This window comes from Collinsella aerofaciens ATCC 25986, assembly GCF_010509075.1.
In the GTDB taxonomy this organism is placed as follows: Bacteria; Actinomycetota; Coriobacteriia; order Coriobacteriales; family Coriobacteriaceae; genus Collinsella; species Collinsella aerofaciens.
Window position 1 is genome coordinate 866,843 of sequence record NZ_CP048433.1, and the last position, 20,913, is coordinate 887,755.

16 protein-coding genes and 1 tRNA gene are annotated in these 20,913 nt (G+C 61.5%); 5 read left to right on the forward strand and 12 right to left on the reverse strand.

Annotation, left to right across the window (positions count from 1 at the left end; genetic code table 11):
* The first annotated feature begins 98 nt into the window (after nt 1-98).
* On the forward strand, nt 99-1,517 hold the full coding sequence (locus GXM19_RS04110) for an alpha/beta fold hydrolase (RefSeq protein ID WP_040359379.1): 1,419 nt from the start codon (nt 99-101) through the stop codon (nt 1,515-1,517).
* A 99-nt stretch (nt 1,518-1,616) separates the two neighbouring features.
* Here GXM19_RS04110 and proB read toward each other — a convergent pair whose 3' ends face one another.
* From proB to GXM19_RS04135, 5 genes are all read right to left on the reverse strand, one after another.
* The gene (proB, locus tag GXM19_RS04115; RefSeq protein WP_006235475.1) at nt 1,617-2,744 is read right to left on the reverse strand and encodes a glutamate 5-kinase; all 1,128 of its coding nucleotides are present in this window, start codon (nt 2,742-2,744) and stop codon (nt 1,617-1,619) included.
* Nucleotides 2,745-2,823: 79 nt separating this feature from the next.
* Nucleotides 2,824-4,329, reverse strand: a complete 1,506-nt coding sequence (locus tag GXM19_RS04120) for a nicotinate phosphoribosyltransferase (RefSeq protein WP_006235474.1) — start codon at nt 4,327-4,329, stop codon at nt 2,824-2,826.
* Between the two features lie 84 nt (nt 4,330-4,413).
* On the reverse strand, nt 4,414-4,872 hold the full coding sequence (locus tag GXM19_RS04125; RefSeq protein WP_006235473.1) for a hypothetical protein: 459 nt from the start codon (nt 4,870-4,872) through the stop codon (nt 4,414-4,416).
* A gap of 64 nt (nt 4,873-4,936) precedes the next feature.
* Nucleotides 4,937-5,009, reverse strand: a tRNA-Ala gene (locus GXM19_RS04130).
* Between the two features lie 150 nt (nt 5,010-5,159).
* The gene (locus tag GXM19_RS04135; RefSeq protein ID WP_006235472.1) at nt 5,160-6,098 is read right to left on the reverse strand and encodes a radical SAM protein; all 939 of its coding nucleotides are present in this window, start codon (nt 6,096-6,098) and stop codon (nt 5,160-5,162) included.
* Nucleotides 6,099-6,623: 525 nt separating this feature from the next.
* Between GXM19_RS04135 and GXM19_RS04140 the strand changes: the two genes are divergently transcribed.
* Nucleotides 6,624-7,823 (forward strand): MraY family glycosyltransferase, encoded by a 1,200-nt coding sequence (locus GXM19_RS04140; RefSeq protein ID WP_006235471.1) that lies wholly within the window; start codon nt 6,624-6,626, stop codon nt 7,821-7,823.
* A 159-nt stretch (nt 7,824-7,982) separates the two neighbouring features.
* Nucleotides 7,983-9,032, forward strand: a complete 1,050-nt coding sequence (gene trpS / locus GXM19_RS04145; RefSeq protein ID WP_006235470.1) for a tryptophan--tRNA ligase — start codon at nt 7,983-7,985, stop codon at nt 9,030-9,032.
* A gap of 382 nt (nt 9,033-9,414) precedes the next feature.
* Here trpS and GXM19_RS04150 read toward each other — a convergent pair whose 3' ends face one another.
* The 6 genes from GXM19_RS04150 to GXM19_RS04175 form a co-directional block, all read right to left on the reverse strand.
* Complete coding sequence (locus GXM19_RS04150; protein WP_040359378.1) at nt 9,415-9,735, reverse strand: MGMT family protein; 321 nt, start codon at nt 9,733-9,735, stop codon at nt 9,415-9,417.
* 137 nt (nt 9,736-9,872) lie between these two features.
* Nucleotides 9,873-10,727, reverse strand: a complete 855-nt coding sequence (locus GXM19_RS04155) for a DegV family protein (protein ID WP_006235468.1) — start codon at nt 10,725-10,727, stop codon at nt 9,873-9,875.
* 119 nt (nt 10,728-10,846) lie between these two features.
* Nucleotides 10,847-11,296, reverse strand: coding sequence for a MarR family winged helix-turn-helix transcriptional regulator (locus tag GXM19_RS04160; protein ID WP_006235467.1), 450 nt, complete (start codon nt 11,294-11,296; stop codon nt 10,847-10,849).
* A gap of 170 nt (nt 11,297-11,466) precedes the next feature.
* On the reverse strand, nt 11,467-12,186 hold the full coding sequence (locus GXM19_RS04165) for a B3/B4 domain-containing protein (protein ID WP_006235466.1): 720 nt from the start codon (nt 12,184-12,186) through the stop codon (nt 11,467-11,469).
* A 224-nt stretch (nt 12,187-12,410) separates the two neighbouring features.
* On the reverse strand, nt 12,411-14,081 hold the full coding sequence (gene pckA / locus GXM19_RS04170) for a phosphoenolpyruvate carboxykinase (ATP) (protein ID WP_006235465.1): 1,671 nt from the start codon (nt 14,079-14,081) through the stop codon (nt 12,411-12,413).
* 251 nt (nt 14,082-14,332) lie between these two features.
* Complete coding sequence (locus tag GXM19_RS04175) at nt 14,333-15,904, reverse strand: L-lactate permease (RefSeq protein WP_006235464.1); 1,572 nt, start codon at nt 15,902-15,904, stop codon at nt 14,333-14,335.
* A gap of 179 nt (nt 15,905-16,083) precedes the next feature.
* On the opposite strand from GXM19_RS04175, the gene GXM19_RS04180 reads away from it, so the two are divergent.
* Nucleotides 16,084-17,658, forward strand: coding sequence for a lipopolysaccharide biosynthesis protein (locus tag GXM19_RS04180; RefSeq protein WP_115596207.1), 1,575 nt, complete (start codon nt 16,084-16,086; stop codon nt 17,656-17,658).
* Between the two features lie 316 nt (nt 17,659-17,974).
* Here the strand turns inward: GXM19_RS04180 and GXM19_RS04185 are convergent, their stop codons facing one another.
* Nucleotides 17,975-18,814: a metallophosphoesterase family protein gene (locus tag GXM19_RS04185; RefSeq protein ID WP_006235462.1), complete on the reverse strand. Its 840-nt coding sequence runs from the start codon at nt 18,812-18,814 to the stop codon at nt 17,975-17,977.
* Between the two features lie 253 nt (nt 18,815-19,067).
* On the opposite strand from GXM19_RS04185, the gene GXM19_RS04190 reads away from it, so the two are divergent.
* On the forward strand, nt 19,068-20,669 hold the full coding sequence (locus GXM19_RS04190; protein ID WP_006235461.1) for a potassium/proton antiporter: 1,602 nt from the start codon (nt 19,068-19,070) through the stop codon (nt 20,667-20,669).
* Nucleotides 20,670-20,913: the final 244 nt, after the last annotated feature.

A 20,913-nucleotide genomic window follows, 5' to 3' on the forward strand; every position in this document is an offset into this window, starting at 1 on the left:
CCTAGAAGTTTGCAACCATGGTAGCCGATTTGCGCATGGCCTCGCCCGCGGCGGTAGAATTGGTCAACCCGAAACACCGCAACGAACGGAAGTCTCACATGGCCCTCATCACTTCGTACCACGTCCCCGGCCTTTACGTCGAGGACCACAGCATCGACGTCCCCCTTGACTGGCGCGGCCTGGAGCCGATGCTCCTGGCCGTCGGCAGCACCATGCGCCGCGGCGCTATGCCGGCACCCATCGCCGGCGCGCCCGAGAGCATCAAGCTCTTCTACCGCGTGGTTTGCGCGCCCGACCGCATCAACGACGATCTGCCACTGCTCCTGTTTTTGCAGGGCGGCCCCGGCGGCGAGAGCCCGCGTCCGCTGACGCCCACAAGCGACGGCTGGATCGAGGAGGCCGTCAAGCACTTCCGCGTGGTCCTTCCCGACCAGCGCGGCACCGGACGCAGCAGCTGCGTGGACGGGCGCACGATTGCCGCCTTGGGCGATCGCGCCGAGGCAGCAGGCGCCAATGCGGCCCGCTCGCAGGCGGACTACCTCAAGCGCCACCTCGCCAGCTCCATCGTGCGCGATTTTGAGTACCTGCGCCTAGTGGGCTTTGGAGGCAAGCCGTGGGTCACGCTCGGCCAAAGCTACGGCGGTTTTTTGACGCTGAGCTACCTGTCGCTCTTCCCCGAGGGCGTGGCGGCGAGCTTTACCTGCGGCGGAATCCCCCACGTGCCGGCGAGCGCAAGCGAGGTCTACGCGCACACCTTCCCGCGCATGGCCGCCAAGACGCAGCAGTATTATGACCGCTACCCCGCTGACGTCGAGCGCGTGGCAGCCCTGGCCGATGCGCTCGAAGCCCAGAAGCCCGTGCTGCCCGACGGCTCGCCGATGACAGTCGAGCGCCTACAGCTCATGGGCAGCGACTTTGGCATGAAGCCGAGCTTTGAACGCATGCATTGGATTATCGATCACGCTTTTGTTGATGGCGACGGCACGCTGACCTGCGACGCCTCGGTATCTGACAGCTTTTTGATGCGCGCCTTCGAGCGCACCAACACGCGCACGAATCCGCTGTACTGGACGCTGCAGGAGTTCATATACGCCGACGGTGACACTATGCCCATTGGCTGGGCCGCGGCTGAAGAGAAGGCTCACCGCACCGAGTTCGACACCCTCGCGCGCCCGCTCATGTTTACCGGCGAGGCCATGTTCCCGTGGATGTTCGAGCAGATGCCCGAGCTCAAGCCCTTCAAGCCCGCCATGGACCTGCTGATGGAAGACACCAGCTGGGACAAGATCTACGACCCGCAGCGCCTGGCCTACAACGAAGTGCCGCTCCAGGCCGCGGTGTATTTCGACGACATGTACGTGGATTCGGGCCTGCAGCTCGATACGCTCAGCCGCGTGGGCAACTCGCATGCCTGGGTGACCAACGAGTTCGAGCACGACGGTCTGCACGGCAGTGTGGTGTTCAAGCACCTCTTCGACGAAGCACTCAACCGCGGAGACCTGCGCCGGATCTTCTAACAAAGGAGTGTCCCCACCTGCCGGCACAAAAGGAACGTCCCCAAGTGCCGGCACGAGAAAGACAGCGCTGCGGGAAACGATCCGCAGTGCTGTCTTTCTTTATGCAAATACGATCAAGTTATCCCTGTGTATCGCCGGCTTCTCGGCCAAGTTAGCGAGCAGGCGGTTGCTGGCGATCTGGTCCTGGCGGCGGCCGGCAGCAAGCTCCAGCACGTCCGAATCGGCCTCGGCGATACCGCGGGCGACGACCATACCGCTCGGGTCGCACACATCGAGCACATCGCCCTCGGCAAACTGGCCATCGACCTCGCGAATACCCACCGCAAGCAGAGAAGAGCCACGGCTGACCAGCGCCTTCGCAGCACCATCATCGACCGTCACCGAGCCATGCGCCTTGTCGCCCAGTGCGATCCACAGCTTGCGGGGTGCGATGTCCAGACGCTCCGCCGGCGGATCGAACAGCGTGCCCACGCTCTCGCCGCGGGCGAGGCGCACGAGCGCATCGGGCTCCTCGCCCGAGCAAATCACGCTCTGAATGCCCGCCGTCATCAGGATGCGGCTCGCGCGAATCTTGGTAATCATGCCGCCCGTGCCCACCGATGTGGAAGAATCGCCCGCCGAGGCAATAATCTTGGCATCGATCTTATGCACGACAGGAACAAACTCGGCCGTGGGGTCCTCATGCGGATTGGCAGTATAGAGGCCATCGATGTCCGAGAGCGTCACGCACAGATCGGCAGAAACCAGGCAGCTCACAAGCGCCGCCAGTGTGTCGTTGTCGCCAAACTTAATCTCATCGACGGTAACGGTATCGTTCTCGTTGACGACCGGCACCACGCCAAGCTCCACGAGGCGCAGCAGGGCGTCGCGCGCGTGCAGGTAAGACGTGCGGCGGGCCGTATCGTGGCGCGTGAGCAGCACGAGCGAGGTGAGCAGGTCGCGCGCATGGAACTCCTCGTCGTAGGCCGACGAGATGATGCACTGACCAGCCGAGGCGCAAGCCTGCAGGCTCGGCAGGTCGCCGACCGGCTTGCGGTCGAAGCCCAGCACGGGATAGCCACAGGCGATAGCGCCCGAGCTCACCACGACCAGACGCCAGCCGAGCTTGCGCAGCGCTGCGGCCTGATCGGCAAGCCCGCCGATAAAGGAGCGGTTGACCTTGCCGTCAGTGCCCACAACCGTGGACGAACCGATCTTTACCACCATCGTTTTATAAGAAGTCGTCATACGTCAAACCAATCAACTGTTCAGCGAACGGCCGAGCTGGCGGCCAAGGGAGCGTGACTCGCCCCTACCACCCAAGAAATTAGTGAGCCCAGGGAAAGGCAGAAGCCGCGGCCATGTTCTTGCGCACGAGCTCGTCGCGCACCTGAGCCAGGCCCTGCTCCATGCCCACCACATAGGTCTGCGGGTACAGGAAGCGCTTGAAAGCTGCGTCCAGATGATCGAGCGCCCAAGCACAGCGCTCGCGCGCGTCCTGGATGCTCTCACGCGGAGCCACCGCACTGCCATCGCGCACGATCGGCACCAGCAGCTCGCGATACTCAAGTTCGGACACGTCGGTCACCAGGGCGGCATCATTCACGGCCACGAGGGTATTGCCGCGCGCGGCGCCCTCCCCCGCCAGATGGTCCTCGTCGTAGATCATGTCGCAGACCGGGCCGCCAAAGCCGTCGTAATAACGGCGCACGCGTTGCACACCCGGGATCGTGCGCTTGTAGGGCTGCTCGGAGAGCTTGACCACCGGCGTCCATGGATCTGCCTCGCTCGCACGGCGGGCGGAAAGCTTGTACACGCCGCCCAGCGCCGGCTGGTCATAGCAGGTCGCAAGCTTGGTACCCACGCCAAAGCTGTCGATGGGCGCGCCCTGGTCGAGCAGCGACTGAATCGTGTACTCATCCAGATCGTTAGAAACCGAGATCCCCACATAGGGCAGGCCCTCGGCATCAAAACGGCCGCGAACATACTTGGAGAGCTTGGCGAGGTCGCCGGAGTCAATGCGAATGGCCGACAAGCGCTCGCCCACCGCTTCCATCTCCTTGGCAACCGTAATGGCATGTTCACAGCCCTCGCGCACGTCATAGGTGTCGATGAGCAGCGTGCAGTTCTTGGGGCTCGATTTGGCAAAGGCACGGAAGGCCTCGAGCTCGGAATCGAAGCTCATCACCCAGCTGTGAGCATGCGTGCCAAAGACGGGAATACCGTAGCGGCGGCCGGCGAGCACATTGGACGTAGAGGAGCAGCCGGCAACGTAGCTCGCGCGCGCAACGGCCAGGCCGCCATCGGGACCCTGGGCTCGGCGCAGGCCAAACTCCGCCACGGGGCGACCGTCGGCGGCGAGCACCACGCGCGCCGTCTTGGTGGCGACAAGCGTCTGGAACCCGACGATGTTGAGCAGCGCCGTCTCGAGCAGCTGGCACTCCAGCGCGGGGCCGGTGACGCGCACCATGGGCTCGCGCGGAAAGACGAGCTCGCCCTCGGGCACGGCGTCGATGTTTACATGCGCACGAAAATCGCGCAGGTAGTCGAGGAATCCAGACTTGAACATCGCACCGCCAGCAGGGGCCTGGAGCGAGGCGAGGTAGTCGATGTCCTCGGGCGTAAAGCGCAGATTCTCGACCAGCTCGGGCAGCTCGGCGGTGCCGCACATGACGGCATAGGCGCTGCCAAAGGGATGGTCGCGGTAAAACGCGGTAAAACAACCCTGCTCATTGGCCTTGCCGCTCTCCCACAGGCCCTGGGCCATAGTGAGCTCGTACAGATCGGTGAGCATTGCAATGTCGGTGGGATGCGAGATGTCGGTCAAAGCCATGGGGCGACCTTTCGGATGTGTGGTGCAGAATTTGAGGGTTGGACGAGAGCAGAGCATGCGGACATGACGCCCGATGCGAGTCGGTTAGAGCAGGCCCATGCTGGTCAGGATCGTGTAGCCCATAAAGATGACAAACGCGATGAGGGCAAGGACAATGATGATTTTTTGAGCCGGCGCCATGCCAGGGATCTCGTTCTCGCCCATAGGCTCCTTGGAGGTAACCATGCGCTGGGCAAAGGTCATCTCGTCACGGCTCGGCTTGGGCTCGACGGACTTGGGACGGGCGGCCTTTTTAGGCTGAGGTTTGGGCGCGGCAGGTGCAGGCTTCGCAGCAGCGGGCTTGGGTGCGGGCGCGGGCGCCGATGCGGATGCGGCGTTCGCGGCGGCCTCCTCGGCCTTCGCACGCTCGGCGCGCAGGGCAGCCAGCTCCTCACGCTCGCGACGGGCCTCTTCCCGAGCCTCGCGGCGGGCCTTCTCAGCGCGGAGCTCTTCCAACTCAGCGCGCTCCTCGTCGGACAATGGTTGGGACTCAAGCTCGGCCATGGTATAGCCCTTTCTTTTAAAAAAAGCCGCCGACACAATGTCAGCGGCTTATCAAATCCAAGGGTGGAGACGAAGGGAGTCGAACCCTCGGCCTCTGCCATGCGACGGCAGCGCTCTCCCAACTGAGCTACGTCCCCAGGACAAGTCGATATTTTACCTACGGCTCGCCAACTGTCAACGCCCAATAACCAGTCTTTTTGGGGCGCGGCTATTTTGGCAACTTTTCGAACAGGCGATCCTCTCGATGATTTTTTATCCCCGTCCCAGAAAAATCATCGACGAACGCGCTACTTTGCGCTGGTAAGAACACCGGTGGTGTCGAAGGCCGGGGTGAAGCTCTCGTCTACCGCGCCGCCCTCTTGCCAGAACATCGTCGTAAAACCCAGGTCGTCGGCATGGTCGAGCACCTGCTCGTACTCCTCACGCGTCACGGCGCGTGCCAGGTCGCCGCCCTGCTCGCGCATGAGCGCATTGGGCGTGTACTGGTTCATAACCGAGATCGGCACGTCGCCCACCGTCTGCCACACCAGGTCCAGCACGCGACACGAATCGTCTGCATGCCCCGGAAGCACCAGGTGACGCACGATCATGCCACGCTTCATAAGCCCGTCCTCGTCCACCAACTCTCCCCCGCGGCGCTCGATCTCGCGCGCCATCTGGGCCAGACCCGACACGGCCACACGCGGGTAATCCTTTATATGGGAGAGCGACTGCGCAAGCCCGGCATCGGCATATTTAAAGTCGGTGAGCCACACATCGACCAGGTCGCCCAGCGCCGCCACGGCACTCGCGCGCTCGTAACCACTCGTGTTGTAGACGATTGGGATAACCAGTCCGCGCGCCCGTGCCGCGGCAATCGCGGCAGGCAACAGGTGCGCATAGTGCGTCGCCGTCACCAAATTGATGTTGTTGGCACCCTGGTCCTGCAGTTCCAGCATAATCTCGACCAGGCGCTCAGGCGAAATCTCAAGGCCAAAATTGCCGGTCGAGATCTCGTGGTTCTGGCAGTAGATACATTTGAGCGAGCAGCCGCTAAAGAAGATCGTGCCCGAACCGGCCTCGCCCGAGATAGGCGGCTCCTCCCACATATGAAGCGCGGCGCGGGCCACCTTGAGCGTGTCGTTAGCACCGCAGACGCCGTGCGCGCCCTCATCGCGCGCCGCACCGCAACGGCGCGGACACAAATGGCAGGCGGGCGAAAAAAGTTCGGTCAACGACGTCGGCATAAAACCATGCTCCAAAACAACGATTCAGCAGCTCAAACGTAAAGGGATCAACCCCACAGACGGCTCGAGCCCAAGGCGCCGTAATCGTCCGACACGATTTTTGTAATGTCAAGACTGGAATCGATAAAGTGCCGCTTTATGATGTAGGTATTCCGCCCCCCGCGGAGCAACTGGGTGAACCGTCGCGTTTATTTAGGGAGCCCACACAGTCGTACCTAGTACAGGTATCCTTCGTTGTTAAGGACGCTGGAACAGTCGATGAGGGCACCCACCTGTTTTAGGTGGGTTCATTTTCGTAACGTGGGGGGTGGTTTTCTTTTGCCGAAAATCACCATTACAGTCCATATGGATCCCCGCCGGCATCCCGACAAGCCATCGACAACATCCCAATATCTGGTAAGCGCGTGATTATCGCTGCGTGCAATTCCATGCACCCCCCTTGGTCGAGTATTATGGTTCGACTATGCCCTTTGCGCATGGCGTTCTTCTGACCTTTTCCTTCGACGCTTGGCGGTTTTTAGATTCATGGCTTCATCCCCGAGCTACATACCGTACCTATGCGTGGCAGCGGCGGCCTTTATCACGACCTTCCTCGCGGTGCCCCTGGTCAAGCGCTTGGCAATTAAGCTCGATGCCGTCGACTATCCTTCTAAGCGCCGCATCAACACCAAGCCCATCCCGCGTTTGGGCGGAACGGCGGTGTTTTTGGGCCTGGTCGTTGCCTGCATTGTGCAAATCCTAGGCACCTGGCACCTAGGCTGGCCACCCGTCCTGGTGCCGCACCCGCGCCTTCACATTAGCTATCCCATGCTGGCGCTCTCCTTTACCGTCATCTTTGCGACCGGCGCGATCGACGACGTCTTCCAGCTCACGCCCAAGCAAAAACTGGCCGGACAGGTCCTCGCCGCGCTTATCGCCTGCATGGGCGGCCTGCGGATCGGCGTCATCGTCAACCCGTTTGCCCCCGGCGAGATCATGCTCGGATGGCTCGCCTACCCCATTACCGTGATCTATCTGGTGGCATTCACCAACATCATTAACCTCATCGACGGCCTCGACGGCTTGGCCACGGGCATCTGCGGCATCGCGTCGTTCACGATGTTTTCGATGGCCGTTCTCTCGGGCCGCATCGACGCCGCCGCGCTCTCCATTGCGCTCTTTGGCGCCTGTCTGGCCTTTTTGCGCTACAACTTCAACCCCGCAAGCATCTTCTTGGGCGACTCGGGGTCGCTGCTTCTGGGCTTTGCACTGGGCTCCATCTCGCTGCTCAACGTGAGCCGCACCGCCGCGCTCACCTCGCTTATCATCCCGCTCATCGTTGCCGGCGTGCCCATCATCGACACGTTTAGCGCCATCGTGCGCCGCAAGCGCGCCCACATTAGCATCGGGCAGGCCGACAAGGGTCACATCCACCACCGCCTGATCCAAGAAGGCTACAACCAAAAACAGGCCGTGCTGCTCATCTATGCCTGGTGCATCATGCTTTCGGCCGGCGCCGCCGCGATTAACCAGGTCGAGGTGCCCATGCGTGTGCTCATCTTTACCGTGCTCGCCATTGGCTCGGCTGCCTTTGCCAAGCATCTGCATCTGTTTGAGCCCGTGCTGCGCCACCATTACAACAAGCGCACGCACGAGGACGAGCTCGTCACCCCCGACGACCCCGCTTTTAAGCAGGAGGAGCAGGCAGCCGAGGAGCGCAAAGAAGAGCGCCACCACAAGCTCTAGGGCAAGCTGCCAAGGATGTGCCAAGGCACCGTTGGCCAAGCGCGGCCGCGCCGCACCCACCGCACAAGCCACCCCTCTCCCGCCCCTCGCCTACTTACGTCCCGCCCCTCCAATAAACGCGTTATCATCTTGACCCATGAACATACGTTAGGAGCAATCATGCCAAACGAGAACAGCTACGAAGTCGCGCTGCAAAAGAGCAACGACATTCGCGAGGGCCTGGCCAAGACGCCCGAGAAGTTCACCATGCTCACCGGCGACCGCCCCACCGGCCGTCTGCACCTGGGCCACTACTTCGGCACCCTCAAGGGCCGTGTTGAGCTGCAGAACATGGGCGCCAAGACCAACGTGCTCATCGCCGACTACCAGGTCATCACTGACCGCGACACGACCGAGCACATCCAGGACAACGTGTACAACATGGTCATGGACTACCTTGCCTGCGGCATCGACCCCGACAAGACCATGATCTACGCGCACTCCGCCGTGCCCGCAGCCAACCAGCTCATGCTGCCGTTCCTGTCGCTGGTGTCCGAGGCCGAACTGGCGCGCAACCCCACGGTAAAGGCCGAGATGGAGGCCTCGGGCCACGAGCTCACCGGCCTTCTGCTCACCTACCCGGTGCACCAGGCCTGCGACATCCTGTTCTGCAAGGGCAACGTGGTGCCCGTCGGTCGCGACCAGCTGCCGCACATCGAGCTTACCCGCACCATCGCTCGCCGCTTTAACAACCGCTACGGCAAGGTGTTCCCCGAGGTCGACGCGCTGCTGTCCGAGACCCCGCTGCTGCCGGGCCTGGACGGTCGCAAGATGAGCAAGAGCTACGGCAACGCCATCAACATCTCGATGACCGCCGAGGAAACGGCCAAACGCATCAAGAAGAGCCAGACCGACTCCGAGCGCATGATCACGTTCGATCCCGAGAACCGCCCCGGCGTGTCTGGTTTGCTTTCGACGGCCGCCATCTGCACCGGTCGCTCCGAGGTCGAAATTGCCGAGGAGATTGGCATGGGCGGCTCCGGCCAGCTCAAGAAGTACGTGACCGAGGCCGTCAACGAGTACTTCGCACCTATCCGCGAGCGTCGCCAGCGCTACGAGAACGATCTGGATTACGTGAAGGACGTGCTGCACGAGGGCAACCGTCGCGCCAACGAGATCGCCGAGCAGACCCTGGCAGAGGTTCAGGACGCCATGGGTATGGTGTACTAGACCGATCTGCTGGCTTGAGCTTTCGATTGCTATAGGGCGGGCGCTACGGCGTCCGCCTTTTTTGGAGCGGACCGCTTCGGCTCCGTCCATCACACTCTCCCGACAAACAGGAACAGGCCCGCTGGCAGATAGTTGCCAGCGGGCCTGTTCCCGAAGTACACCGTTGAATCGCACAGAGGGGAGGGATGCGAATCAAACTCAACAGGGCAGGCTTTTTCATCGCCTATTGCCTGCTCCGTTGCTGAATACAATATAGTTCACCGTGGTTTACTTTGTAGCGTCAATATGCGCCGCCACACCTTCTCCATAAGTTAGCTCCGGTAAACTAAAACCACCACGAAGGGGACAGGCACCTTTGTGGTGGTTTTGACGAAGCCCGCCACTACAGCCCGGCAGGCCAGCGACAGGCGGCCAAGTCGACGTGCATGTCGTCCTTAAACGCCACACCCTCCCCTAGCAAAAGCTCACGTTGAGCATCGGGACCGCCAAAAGCGAAGCCCTCGCATATGTGCCCGTCGGCAAACACCACACGATGGCAGGGAATCTGACCGGGGCGCGGATTGCTATGCAGGGCATACCCCACGTAACGCGCACTTCGCGGACGACCGGCAAGCAGCGCCACCTGACCATACGTGGCGACCATCCCCTCGGGGATCTGCTCGACCACCTCGTACACCCGCTCAAAAAAGCCCTCAGACGCCATCGCTCGCTCCCCTCTCCGCATTAACAGCATAAAGAAATGATCCCTTGGGGACGGAGGAAAACGGATCATTCGCGGCCTCCGTGCGGTCGATGATCCGTTTTCCTCCGTCCCCAAGGGATCATTTGTTGGCAGGTCGGTTAGTTGGCGGGCTGGAAAAAGGCTACGGCTACGGCGCCGGGACCTACGTGGGTGCCGATGGTGGCACCGATGGTGTGGACGGGCAGCTCGCCCTCGGTGTGGCCAGCCCACAGTGCCGCGCTGTCCTCGATATACTTCTTGAGCACCGCATCCGAAAGACCCGTATAGCCGAGCGCAAGCGGCATGGAAAAGTCGATGCCGCCTGCCTTTTCGACCTTTTGGTTCAGCAGGTTGCGGCCGTTCTTGGAACCGCGCGCCTTGCCCAGCTGCACGATCAGACCGTCCTCGACAGCAACCACGGGCTTTACGTTGAGCAGCGTACCCACGGCGCCGGCAGCAGCAGACAGGCGACCGCCGCGCACCAGGTACTCCAGCGTCTCGAGCAGGCCGATAACCACCACGCGGTCGCGCACGGCCTCGACCGCCGCCGCGATCTGGGCCGCGCTACGGCCCTCGTCCACCAAGCGCAGCGCATACTCAACCAGGATGCGTTCACCCAGGGTGACGTTGTTGCTATCAACCACGTACACATCGCCGCCCGGTGCCTCGGCAAGTGCGGTACGGGCACTCTGATTGGTGCCCGAAAGCTTAGCACCCACGGTAATAATCACAGCCTCATCGCCGGTTTCACGAACCTCGGCGATAGCCTGCGAAAACGCGTACGGGTTGACCTGACCGGTCTTGGGCAGCTCATCGCGCTCCACGAGCATCTCGTAAAAGCGCTGATGATCGATGTCGACGCCATCCATGTACACATCGGTGCCAAAGGTGACGGACAGCGGCAAAACAGCCAGTGCCGGGTGCTCCGCCGGCGACATATCGCTTGCGGAATCGGTAATAATGCGGACGGACATAACGAATCCTTTCTTGCGCAGGTCCCGCGCAGGGAATTTTGACAGCAATGCCCCGGCACGGTATACGCGCTCAAACGGGACGATGCAGTTATTAATGGGAAGCAAATGCCTAGGCGGCCCTACAGCTCGCGCAAGGTGTTGAGAATCGTACGCAGCGACGCATACATCTGCTCACGCTGCTCCACGCCCATGGCCTTGCCGGTGGTGTCGAGCACTTCGCGAATAATGCGATCGGCCTCATTCATGCTCTCGCCGCCCAACGTGGTCAGGCGAACCGGGGCGCGATACTTAACGGCAGCATCGCCCGAGTCGTCGACCTCGACGTAGCCGCCCTCCTCCAGATGCGCCAGCGTGCGCGAGACGGCAGCGCGGGTCACGCCAGCCATGCGAGCGAGGTCAGCGCCAGTCAGGCCATCCTTGCTGCGCTCAAGATAGTACAGGCACATGATGTCGGAGCCCTTAAGGCCCAGCCTTGCGCCCTCAGATGTCTTAATGCGCTGGATCTCCTTGTAGAGTCCGCTGATCAGTCCGACAAAGTCCTCGAAACGTGTCTCGTCGCTCTGCTGCATGGGAGACGACCGCCTTTCGCTTGCATAATGCTAACGGGTAAACATCTTAACCGTACCCAGCGATCACAAGCCCCGCACGACCTATTTGTTAACTCATCAACATAAAAACCACCACAAAGGGGACAGGCACCTTTGTGGTGGTTTGGGGCATCAATAGGTTCTAGGCGCCGCTACAACTCCACGCAGGGATTGTCGCGGGTCACAAGCGTCTTAACGACAACCGTCGCTCCCAGATAGCGCTCGAGCAAATCGGCAAGACGGTCGATGGCGGCCTGACAGTCCCCCATGCGCTCGGGCTCAACACATTCAATCGCCAGGAACGCGTCGGCCGAATCGTCGGACAGGGCCGTTCGAACGCCGTCGCGCCAGTTCCAGCAGCGGCACACGGCGCCCGCATCATCGACGTAGGCCAGCTCGCCGGGCAGCGTCGGGTCATCCGCTTCCTCGCCAAGCGGCAAGAACGCGTCGCCACCGTCGGTCACCTTCAAGCGAAGGTCTCCCTCGATCGCATGCAAGTCCTCGCCTCCCACGGGCAGCGCGTAGGTCAGCGACACCGTGTTGTAGATGTCCACCGCGGGCGTAATGTGGCCCACCGGCTTGCCTTTAAGCACGCGTTTGAGCAAGTTCTCGATTGAGCAGCGCGCGCCCTTTTTAGTCTTGAACAGACGATAGGCCTCGCGCCATGCCTTGACCGGTGCGTTCTCGCTGATAGTATCGCTGGTCAGATGGCGCTCCGCATCGATATTGGCGCGGTCGAGCAACGCCGCAATCGCATCCACGTCCTCCTGGGGAATCTCGGCCGCGGGCTTCATACCCTCCACGACCACTACACCGACCGCTGCCTGCGGAAACAGCTCCCAGAATGAATCCTCGGCAATAAAGCTCTTCATACGTGCTCCCTTCACGATTCGCCCTACGCGTACGCCTAAACAAAAAGCGCCCTTACAACGGCCACCTTCAAAGTCCTACGGTGCCGTCACAAGAGCGCTTGCGCTGTCCCCATCCGGAGAAGGGGACGATATGTCAGGCGTATTGTAACCCGAGTCATCCGCGCGAGCAAAACCACCACAAAGGGGACAGGCACCTTCGTGGTGGTTTTGGGTCTGAGACGACGCTAATGGCGGAGTCCCAGCAGGCCACGGCCGCGATGACGGGCGTCGGCGGGCACCTGAGCGTGCGGACCAGCGGCCTTAACGGACTCGGGCAGGTGCGAGTACTTCTTCTCGAAGTTCTCCTCAAACATCACCGCCAGGTTGTGCGCTGCCTCGTCGTAGCGCGCGGTGCTCTGCCAGTACTGGCGCGGCACCAGGATACCGTCGGGCACACCGTGGCACGTAGTGGGAATGTCGACATTAAAGATATCGTCGTGCACGAACTCACTGTCCTCGATGGTACCGTCGAGGGCGCGGGCCACCAGGGCGCGCGTGTAGGCCAGTTCGATGCGATGGCCCACGCCATAACCGCCGCCAATCCAGCCGGTGTTGACCAGATAGACGCGGGTGCGTCCGTCGGCGATACGCTCGCCGAGCATCTTGGCATAGACCATGGGATCGAGCGGCATAAACGGCTCGCCAAACAGCGAGGAGAACGTGGGCGTGGGCTCGGTGACGCCGACCTCGGTACCGGGGATCTTGGCGGTGAAGCCCGTCACAAAGTGATACATGGCTGCATCGGCCGTCAGGCGCGAGATAGGCGGCAGCACGCCAAAGGCATCGCAGGTCAAAAACAACACGACGCTCGGGGTGGTGCCCATACCCTTGGTCCACGCGTTGGGGATATGCTCGACGGGATAGGCCACGCGCGTGTTGTGCGTGATCGAGACATCATCATAGTTAGGCTTGCGATTCTCATCGAGCACCACGTTTTCGCAGATGGCGCCAAAGCGAACGGCGTTGAAGATCTCGGGCTCGTGGAACGCATCCAAGCCCTCGCACTTGGCGTAGCAGCCGCCCTCGACGTTAAAGATGCCCATGTCGGACCAGCCGTGCTCGTCGTCGCCGATCAGCAGACGCGTGGGGTTGGCCGAAAGCGTGGTCTTGCCCGTGCCCGAAAGGCCAAAGAACACGGCCGTCTCGTGCGTGACGGGATCCATGCTGGCCGAGCAGTGCATGGGCAGCACGTCGTCCTCGACGGGCAGTAGGTAGTTCATAACGCTGAAGATGGACTTTTTGATTTCGCCGGAGTAACCGGTGCCGGCAACCAAAATCACGCGCTCCTGGAAGTTAATGACCACGGCGGCGCTGGAGTTGAGGCCCTTAATGGCGGGATCGCACTGGTAGCCGGGAGCGGCGAGCACGCAAAAGTCCGGCTCGCCAGTGCGCGCGATTTCGCGGGCAAGCGGACGAGCGAGCATTTGCTTAATAAAGAGCGCCTGGCTGGCGCGCTCGCAGGCGACGAGCAGGCGACGCGTGTGGTTGCGGTCGGCGCCCGCCATGCCGCGCGTGACGAATACATCGCGCTCGTTGAGAAAGTCGACGATACCGGCCTTGATGGCCTCGTAGCTCTCGATCGAAAGCGGGCGGTTGACGGCGCCCCAGGCAATCTTGTCGTGGACATCGGGGGTGTCGACGATAAAGCGATCGTTGGGAGAACGGCCGGTGCGCTCCCCCGTCTCGATCACCAGCGCGCCGTTGGATGCCATGCGGCCTTCTTCGCGGCGGATGGCGTGCTCGACAAGCTCCGCGGCGGGTAGATCGACCAGCAAACGAGGCTGATTCTCGGCGGGATCTTCGACCAGCGTAATACCAAAGTTGGACAGAACTTCTGCAGGGGTAACACCAGGCATGGGGCCTCCTTTAAAAACGCGGCACGTGGACGCGGCGCGCACTTTACTCACGTAAAGCCCGTTGTACCCGATATGCAAAAACGTTTTTGCGGCAACGGCGAAGCGCCCGCCCAACGGTCAAAAATCGCAGGCAAGCGGCCTGGTCATTGGGGACGTTCTTAATCGACTAATCGTTGGGGACACTTATGAACAGGCAACAACCAAGGAGTGTCCCTAGATGCCGGCACTTAGGGACGTTCCCAAAGTGCCGACTACAGCGGCAGGCCTTGGCCGAGCATGGCGATGACGCTCATGAGGACCAGCATGCCGGCGGCGTAGGGCAGCACTGCGCCCAGAAGCTCGGCGTCCTTACCGCGCACGTGCACGGCAGCGAGGCCAATCGCGAGCGTCTGCGGCGAGACCATCTTACCGGCGGCGACACCCAGGGCGTTCAACGCAACCATCCAGTAGTCGCTCACACCCAGCGCCGAAGCGGCCTGGCTCTGAATGGGACCAAACAGCATGCCCGACGATGTGCCCGAACCGGTCACGAACGCACCGACGGCACCGATCCACGGGGCCAGAATCGGGTACAGACCACCGGCGACGGCAATGCAGAACGCACTGATCGAAGAGATCATGCCCGCATAGCCCATCACCTTGGCACAGCCCAGCACCGAAAGCATCGTGATTACCGTCGGCATCATCTGCTTCACAGTCGCGGCCAGCACCTCGCCCATCATGCGCGGCGAAGCCCCCTGAATGGCGCCGCCGATAAACGCGGCCAGGAAGATCCAAACACCCGGCGTGTTAATCCACGAAAACGTGAGCGTGCCGGGGTTCTCGCCGCAATACACCTGCACGTGACTCGCAAAGGGCGCAAGCGCGGCATGCACGGCGGGCACCAGGTTGGACGTACCCAACAGCAGTACAAAAATCAGGATGAAACACGACCAGGCAGAAAGCGCCGACTTAGCGGTGAGCTGCTCACCGGCCTCGATATTCATGTGAAAGCGCGCGTCCAGGTGACCGGACTTCTCGGCGCGCATGGCAAGCGCGGCGGTCAGCGCGAGCGACACGATGGAGCCCACGACCACGGCAAGCTCGGGGCCCACAAACATAGCGACGACCAGGGCAGCGCCGACAAAGGACGCGCCAGAGAGCAGCGCGATACCGGCCACGCCGTGCAGGCGCTCGCCTACGCTCGCAACATCGCCTTGATCGTCGGTCACGCGGCCCGCAACCAACACGATGAGCAGCGGCATCACCACAAAGAACGGTGCGAGCTGCACCAGCTGAACGGTCGCCAGGTGCAGGGAATCCAGACCCACCAGGTCGGCAACGGACACCGTGGGGATGCCGATGGAGCCGTAGGGCGTGGGCACGCCGTTGGCCAGCAGGCAGATCAGCACGGCAGGCACGGCCTCAAAACCAAGGCCCGCGAGCATGCCGGCGGGAATGGCGACAGCGGTACCAAAGCCAGCCATGCCCTCCATAAAGCCGCCGAAGCACCACGCCACGAGCAGCGCCAGCAGACGGCGATCGCTGCTGATGGAGGTGATCATGCTGCCGATCACGTCCATGGCGCCCGTGCGAACGCAGAGGTTATACGTAAAGACGGCGGCGATAATCACCAACACGATGGGCCACAGCGCCATCAAAAAGCCCTCGAGCGAGGCCGTGGCTATCTGCGCCACCGGCAAATGCCACCACGCAAAGGCGAGCACGCACGAAAGAACAAACGAACCAATCGCGGCTTTCCAGGCCGGCCATTTAAAGCACAGCAGCATCACGACAAGCCAGATGATAGGCACAAGAGCCAGCAAAAATGCGGCGACGTCCATGGGTAAAAGCTCCTTGGTACCGCGAGGGCGGCATCGGGGGTGTCATAAAACTTGAACAGGATACCGCACGCTTACCGACAATTTTCTGCCGCCTGCCGAAATATTGAACAATCCGTTCAAAAACACGAGCAAACACCGCCGCGTCTATACTAGAGCGCAGCAATAGAAAGGACTCCGCCTTGAGCATCACGCCCCTCGATAGCATCCGCCGCGCCATCGCCCGCCGCAACGGCGTCACCGACCCCACCGTATCGGGCGGGGCGCACGGGCAGGGCGGACGCATCGAGAACGGCCTGTTCCCCGCATCGCACACCGCCGAGGAGCTCGCACGAATCCAAGAGCTGAGCCAGCGTAACGCCGGCGGTCCCGACAGCAGCCAGACCACACGCCGTCGCCGCGAGCGCGATCGCCAACCCGGCCCCATCCACCGCATGGTCAATGCCTGGTGGAACCGCCTTCTCGGAGCCGTCTACGGCGGCGGCTTTTCCACGCAAGAAGCCGAGTACGAAGATCACGCCACCCGTCGCGACTACCTTTGGAATACCCTGGGCACCGCCGTATGGGGCATGGCGTTTCCCCTGCTCACCATTGTGTCGACGCAGCTCGTAGGCGCCGAGGAGGCCGGCAAGTTCTCCATCGCCTTTGTCACCGGCACGCTCATCATGATCGCGTGCAACTACGGCGTCCGCAACTTTCAGGTCTCGGACATCGATGAAAAGACGTCCTTCGCCTCCTACCAGCTCAACCGCTGGCTCTGCGGAGCGCTCGCGCTGGCATGCGGCCTGGTATACAGCAGCGCCCGCGGCTACGATGCACAGATGGCCACGATCGGCCTGGGCGTCTACCTGTATAAGGTGATCGACGGCATCGCCGACGTGTACGAGGGCCGCCTGCAGCAGGCCGACAAGCTCTATTTGGCCGGCATGAGCCAAACGCTGCGTTCCGCCGGCGTCATCGTGGTCTTTAGCGTGGCACTGTTCCTCACACGCAGCATGCCCATCGCGGCCATGGCCATGGGCATCGCCGCGATTGCCTCGCTCGTGCTGGTCACCGCGCCGCTGGCCCTGCTCGAAACCGAAAAATCGCGCCGCGTGAGCCTGCGCGAGGTCGGCCACCTGTTTATCCAGTGCGCCCCGCTCTTTGGTGCGCTGTTCCTGTTCAACCTTATCGAGAGCATGCCCAAGTTCGTGATGGAGGGCACGCTGGCCTACAAGTATCAGCTGTACTTTAATGCACTGTTCTTTCCGGCGCAGGCCATTTTGCTGGGCATTGGATTTATCTATAAACCGCAGCTCCTGCGTCTGTCGAGCATTTGGGCGAATCCGCGCAAGCGTCGCCGCTTTGACCTGATTATTGTTGCCGTTATGGCACTGATCGTGGTCATTACCGGAGCATGCGCCGCATTTATGGCAGGCCCCGGCATCCCCATCATGAGCTTTATGTACGGCCTCAACTTTGAGCGCTACCGCACGCTGGCACTGCTAATGGTTGTCGCCGGCGGCGTCACCGCGGCAATCGACTTTATCTACGCCATCATCACGGTGTTGCGCCACGCCGGCGACGTCACCAAGATCTACCTGATCTGCTTCGCCGTAAGCGTGGTGGTGCCGGTGATCCTGATTAAGCTGCTGGATCTGATGGGCGCTGTGGTGAGCTACCTAGCCATCATGGCCCTGCTCCTGGTGCTACTGATCATCGAGTACGCCCACATCCGCCAACGCATCGAACGCGACCGCAACCCATACGGCGCCTAAATGGTGCAATGGGGGCAGCTAATTTGCGATGGAATCACCCCGACTGGGGTCTCGTTGCGGACAATATGCATCACGCAAAACTAAGTGAGTAGACTTTTTCCGAATCCCCGACCACGCCAACAAAGCACAAGTCAGTGACCTGCGGTTTTGTTGAAGCAAACATGTTGGGTGCTCAGCATTTCCAAAAAAGTCTACTCACTTAGCCAGCGGGCAGCCAAATGATTATTAAATCCCCGTCCTAGAAAAATCATTTGGTGGGCAGAAGGGCAAAAGTAGTCAAAAAAGCCCCGTCCCAAATTAGCTACCCTGTGCGCCGTTATTCCCCGGGGCGAATATTCGCGTAGAACTCCGCACCATCATCCAGGCGCAGGATGCCCACGCGGCCGAACTCCGACCCAGTGGCGGCGGCGCAGTCGATGTCGATGCGATCGGGTACGCCGGCGGTATCCTCGCCGCCCAGCCGCACAATCCGCCCGCGGCCCGACTCCTCATCGAGTCCCGCCAGGCCGCCGACCTCGCAATAACGTCCAAGCGACACCGTGGGCGTGTGGCCGCTCACCACGACCGGGCCATTGCCCTCGGCGGAAAGCAGCCCCGTCGACGCATCCCAGTAGCCGTGACGAATCCACAGCAAGTCATCGGACGACTGCACCGCAAGCATCTGCTGCAGTAGCTCGCGATCGGCATCCACCGCCCCCGCACCATCGGCACAATCAACCCCATGTTCAAGCAAAAACGCCCGCGCCGCCTCGGTCTGAATACCGGCGTGCACCAGCAGATACGAACGCTCGTCAGTCTCGGCCACCGCATAGAGCGGCAGCGTCGCCATCCAACGCACGAGCTCCTCGTACGCCTCAAATTCCATGTCGTTGAGCTGCTCGCGCGTCGTCCAGCCACCGTTGATATCCCAGGTCTCGGCATCGAGCGGATCCTGACCAATGATGGCATCGAGCATGATCTGCTCGTGATTACCCTTGAGCACGTGGGCGTTGGGCAGCGAGCGCACGAGCTTAATAACGCCGACCGGATCGGGCCCGCGATCGATCATGTCGCCCAGCACGTACAGCGTGTCGTCGGACGTCAACGAGATCTTAGACAGGGCCTCGTCAAGCGCACGCACGTGCCCGTGAGCATCAGATGTCACATAGATCGCCATGGTACGCCTCTCCTTGCATTGCGGCCGAAGCCCGGCGCCGCAACTAAAACTTCAAGTTGAACTTAAACGTTACCCATTGTACTCCGTTGCAATAAAGCTGGAAAGGGTTTCCGAGCAGAGGCAAAGACGGCAGCCGTCTATGACGATATCGCGCACGCCCGCAATCCAACCCCATAAACCCACCATCTTTGGGTACAAATAACCGCAGACAACTGACCGTGCCACGCCAACCACCCAGGAGCGGACACCATCCATGAACCAGATCCTTCTCTTTATCGGCCTCGTCATTATTCTGTGCCTGACCATCAAACCCGTCGGCAAAAAACTCCCCTTCCCCACCCTGCTCATCTTTATCGCGCTGGGCATGCTGTTGGGCGTCAACGGCCCGACGCATATCGACTTTAGCGACTACGCACTCACCGAAACCGTCTGCAGCACGGCGCTGCTGTTCATCATGTTCTACGGCGGCTTTAACACCAATATCGACCGCGCCAAGCCCGTCGCTGCGCCGGCGGTGCTGCTGAGCACGCTCGGCGTCGTCATCACTGCCGGCATCACCGGCGTGTTCGCCCACTTCGCGCTGGGGATCGACTGGATCGGCAGCCTGCTGCTGGGATCGGTCGTGGCATCCACCGACGCGGCGAGCGTCTTTAGCGTACTGCGTGAGCACAGCCTGTCGCTGAGAGGTGGCACCGACTCGCTGCTCGAGGTCGAATCGGGCTCCAACGACCCCGTCGCCTACATGCTCACCGCTGTGCTCGCTACACTCGCGGCCGGCGGCGACATCAACATTCCCGCACTGCTGGCCAAGCAGATTATCCTGGGCGTGGGCCTGGGCCTTGCCATCGGCTGGGCGGCGGGCCGCCTGATTGAACGCGCGCACGCAACGGCCAAGGACGCGCAGACCATCTTTTTGTTCGCCGTGGCCATCGTCGCCTACGCGCTGCCGAGCTACCTGGGCGGCAACGGCTTTTTGGCTGTATACCTGGCCGGCATTGTGCTGGGTGCCAGCGACATCACCGGCAAAGTCGAGATGGCGCACTTCTTTGACACCCTCACCGAGATGGCAGAGATGACCATCTTCTTTTTGCTGGGCCTGCTCGTTACACCCGCACGCCTGCCGCAAATGCTGCTACCGGGCCTGGCACTCATGGCGTTTATGCTCTTTGCGAGCCGCCCCATCGCCGTAGGCATGCTGCTGGCGCCGTTTAGGACGAACCCTCGCCAGGTTGCACTCGTAAGCTGGGCGGGTCTGCGCGGAGCAGCTTCGGTCGTCTTTAGTCTCTTTGCCGTGGTGGCCGGCGTTCCCGGCGGACACGACCTATTTGACCTGGTGTTTGTGATTGCCGTGTCGAGCATTGTGGTGCAGGGCTCGCTGCTGCCGGCGGTGGCGAAGAAGCTCGATATGATCGATGCGACCGGCGACGTGCGCCGCACCTTTAACGACTACCGCGACGAGGACGGCATGTCGTTTGTAAAGCTCAAGGTGGGCGCTGGACATCCGTTTGCCGAACGCTCACTCGCGGACATCGGCAGCGCCACGGACATGCTCGTGGTCCTGGTGCTTCGCGACGGCGCGCACCCAGTGCTGCCCAACGGCGATACCGTGATCCAGGAAGGCGATCTGCTGGTGATGGCCGCCCCAACGTTCGAAGAGCGTGCCGAGGTTACGCTGCGCGAGGTCACCGTGACGCCCCACGGTCGCCTGGCCGGCCAGCGCCTGCGCGATGTGCCGCAAGGCAAGCATCCGTTTATTGTGGTGATGCTCAAGCGCGAAGGCCAGACGATCATCCCCGATGGCAACACCCTAATATACGCCGGCGACGAAGCCGTCATTGCCACGCTGGCATCGTAGCCATCCCCACCCATAAGTTGCGGTGAAATAGGGATTGAATAGGCCTCTGAACAGCCATTTCAGTCCCTATTTCACCGCAACTTATTGAGGGGATGGATTGAAAAACATTTGAATTGACACCGAAATGAAAAAAGCCGGGGGATGTCCCTCGGCATTTTTTATGTGAGCCAAGACTAAACAGTTCTCTGGAAACCGCCGGCGCCATTGCGTCAGCAATTTGCGAGCCGCTCTACCCCACATCTCG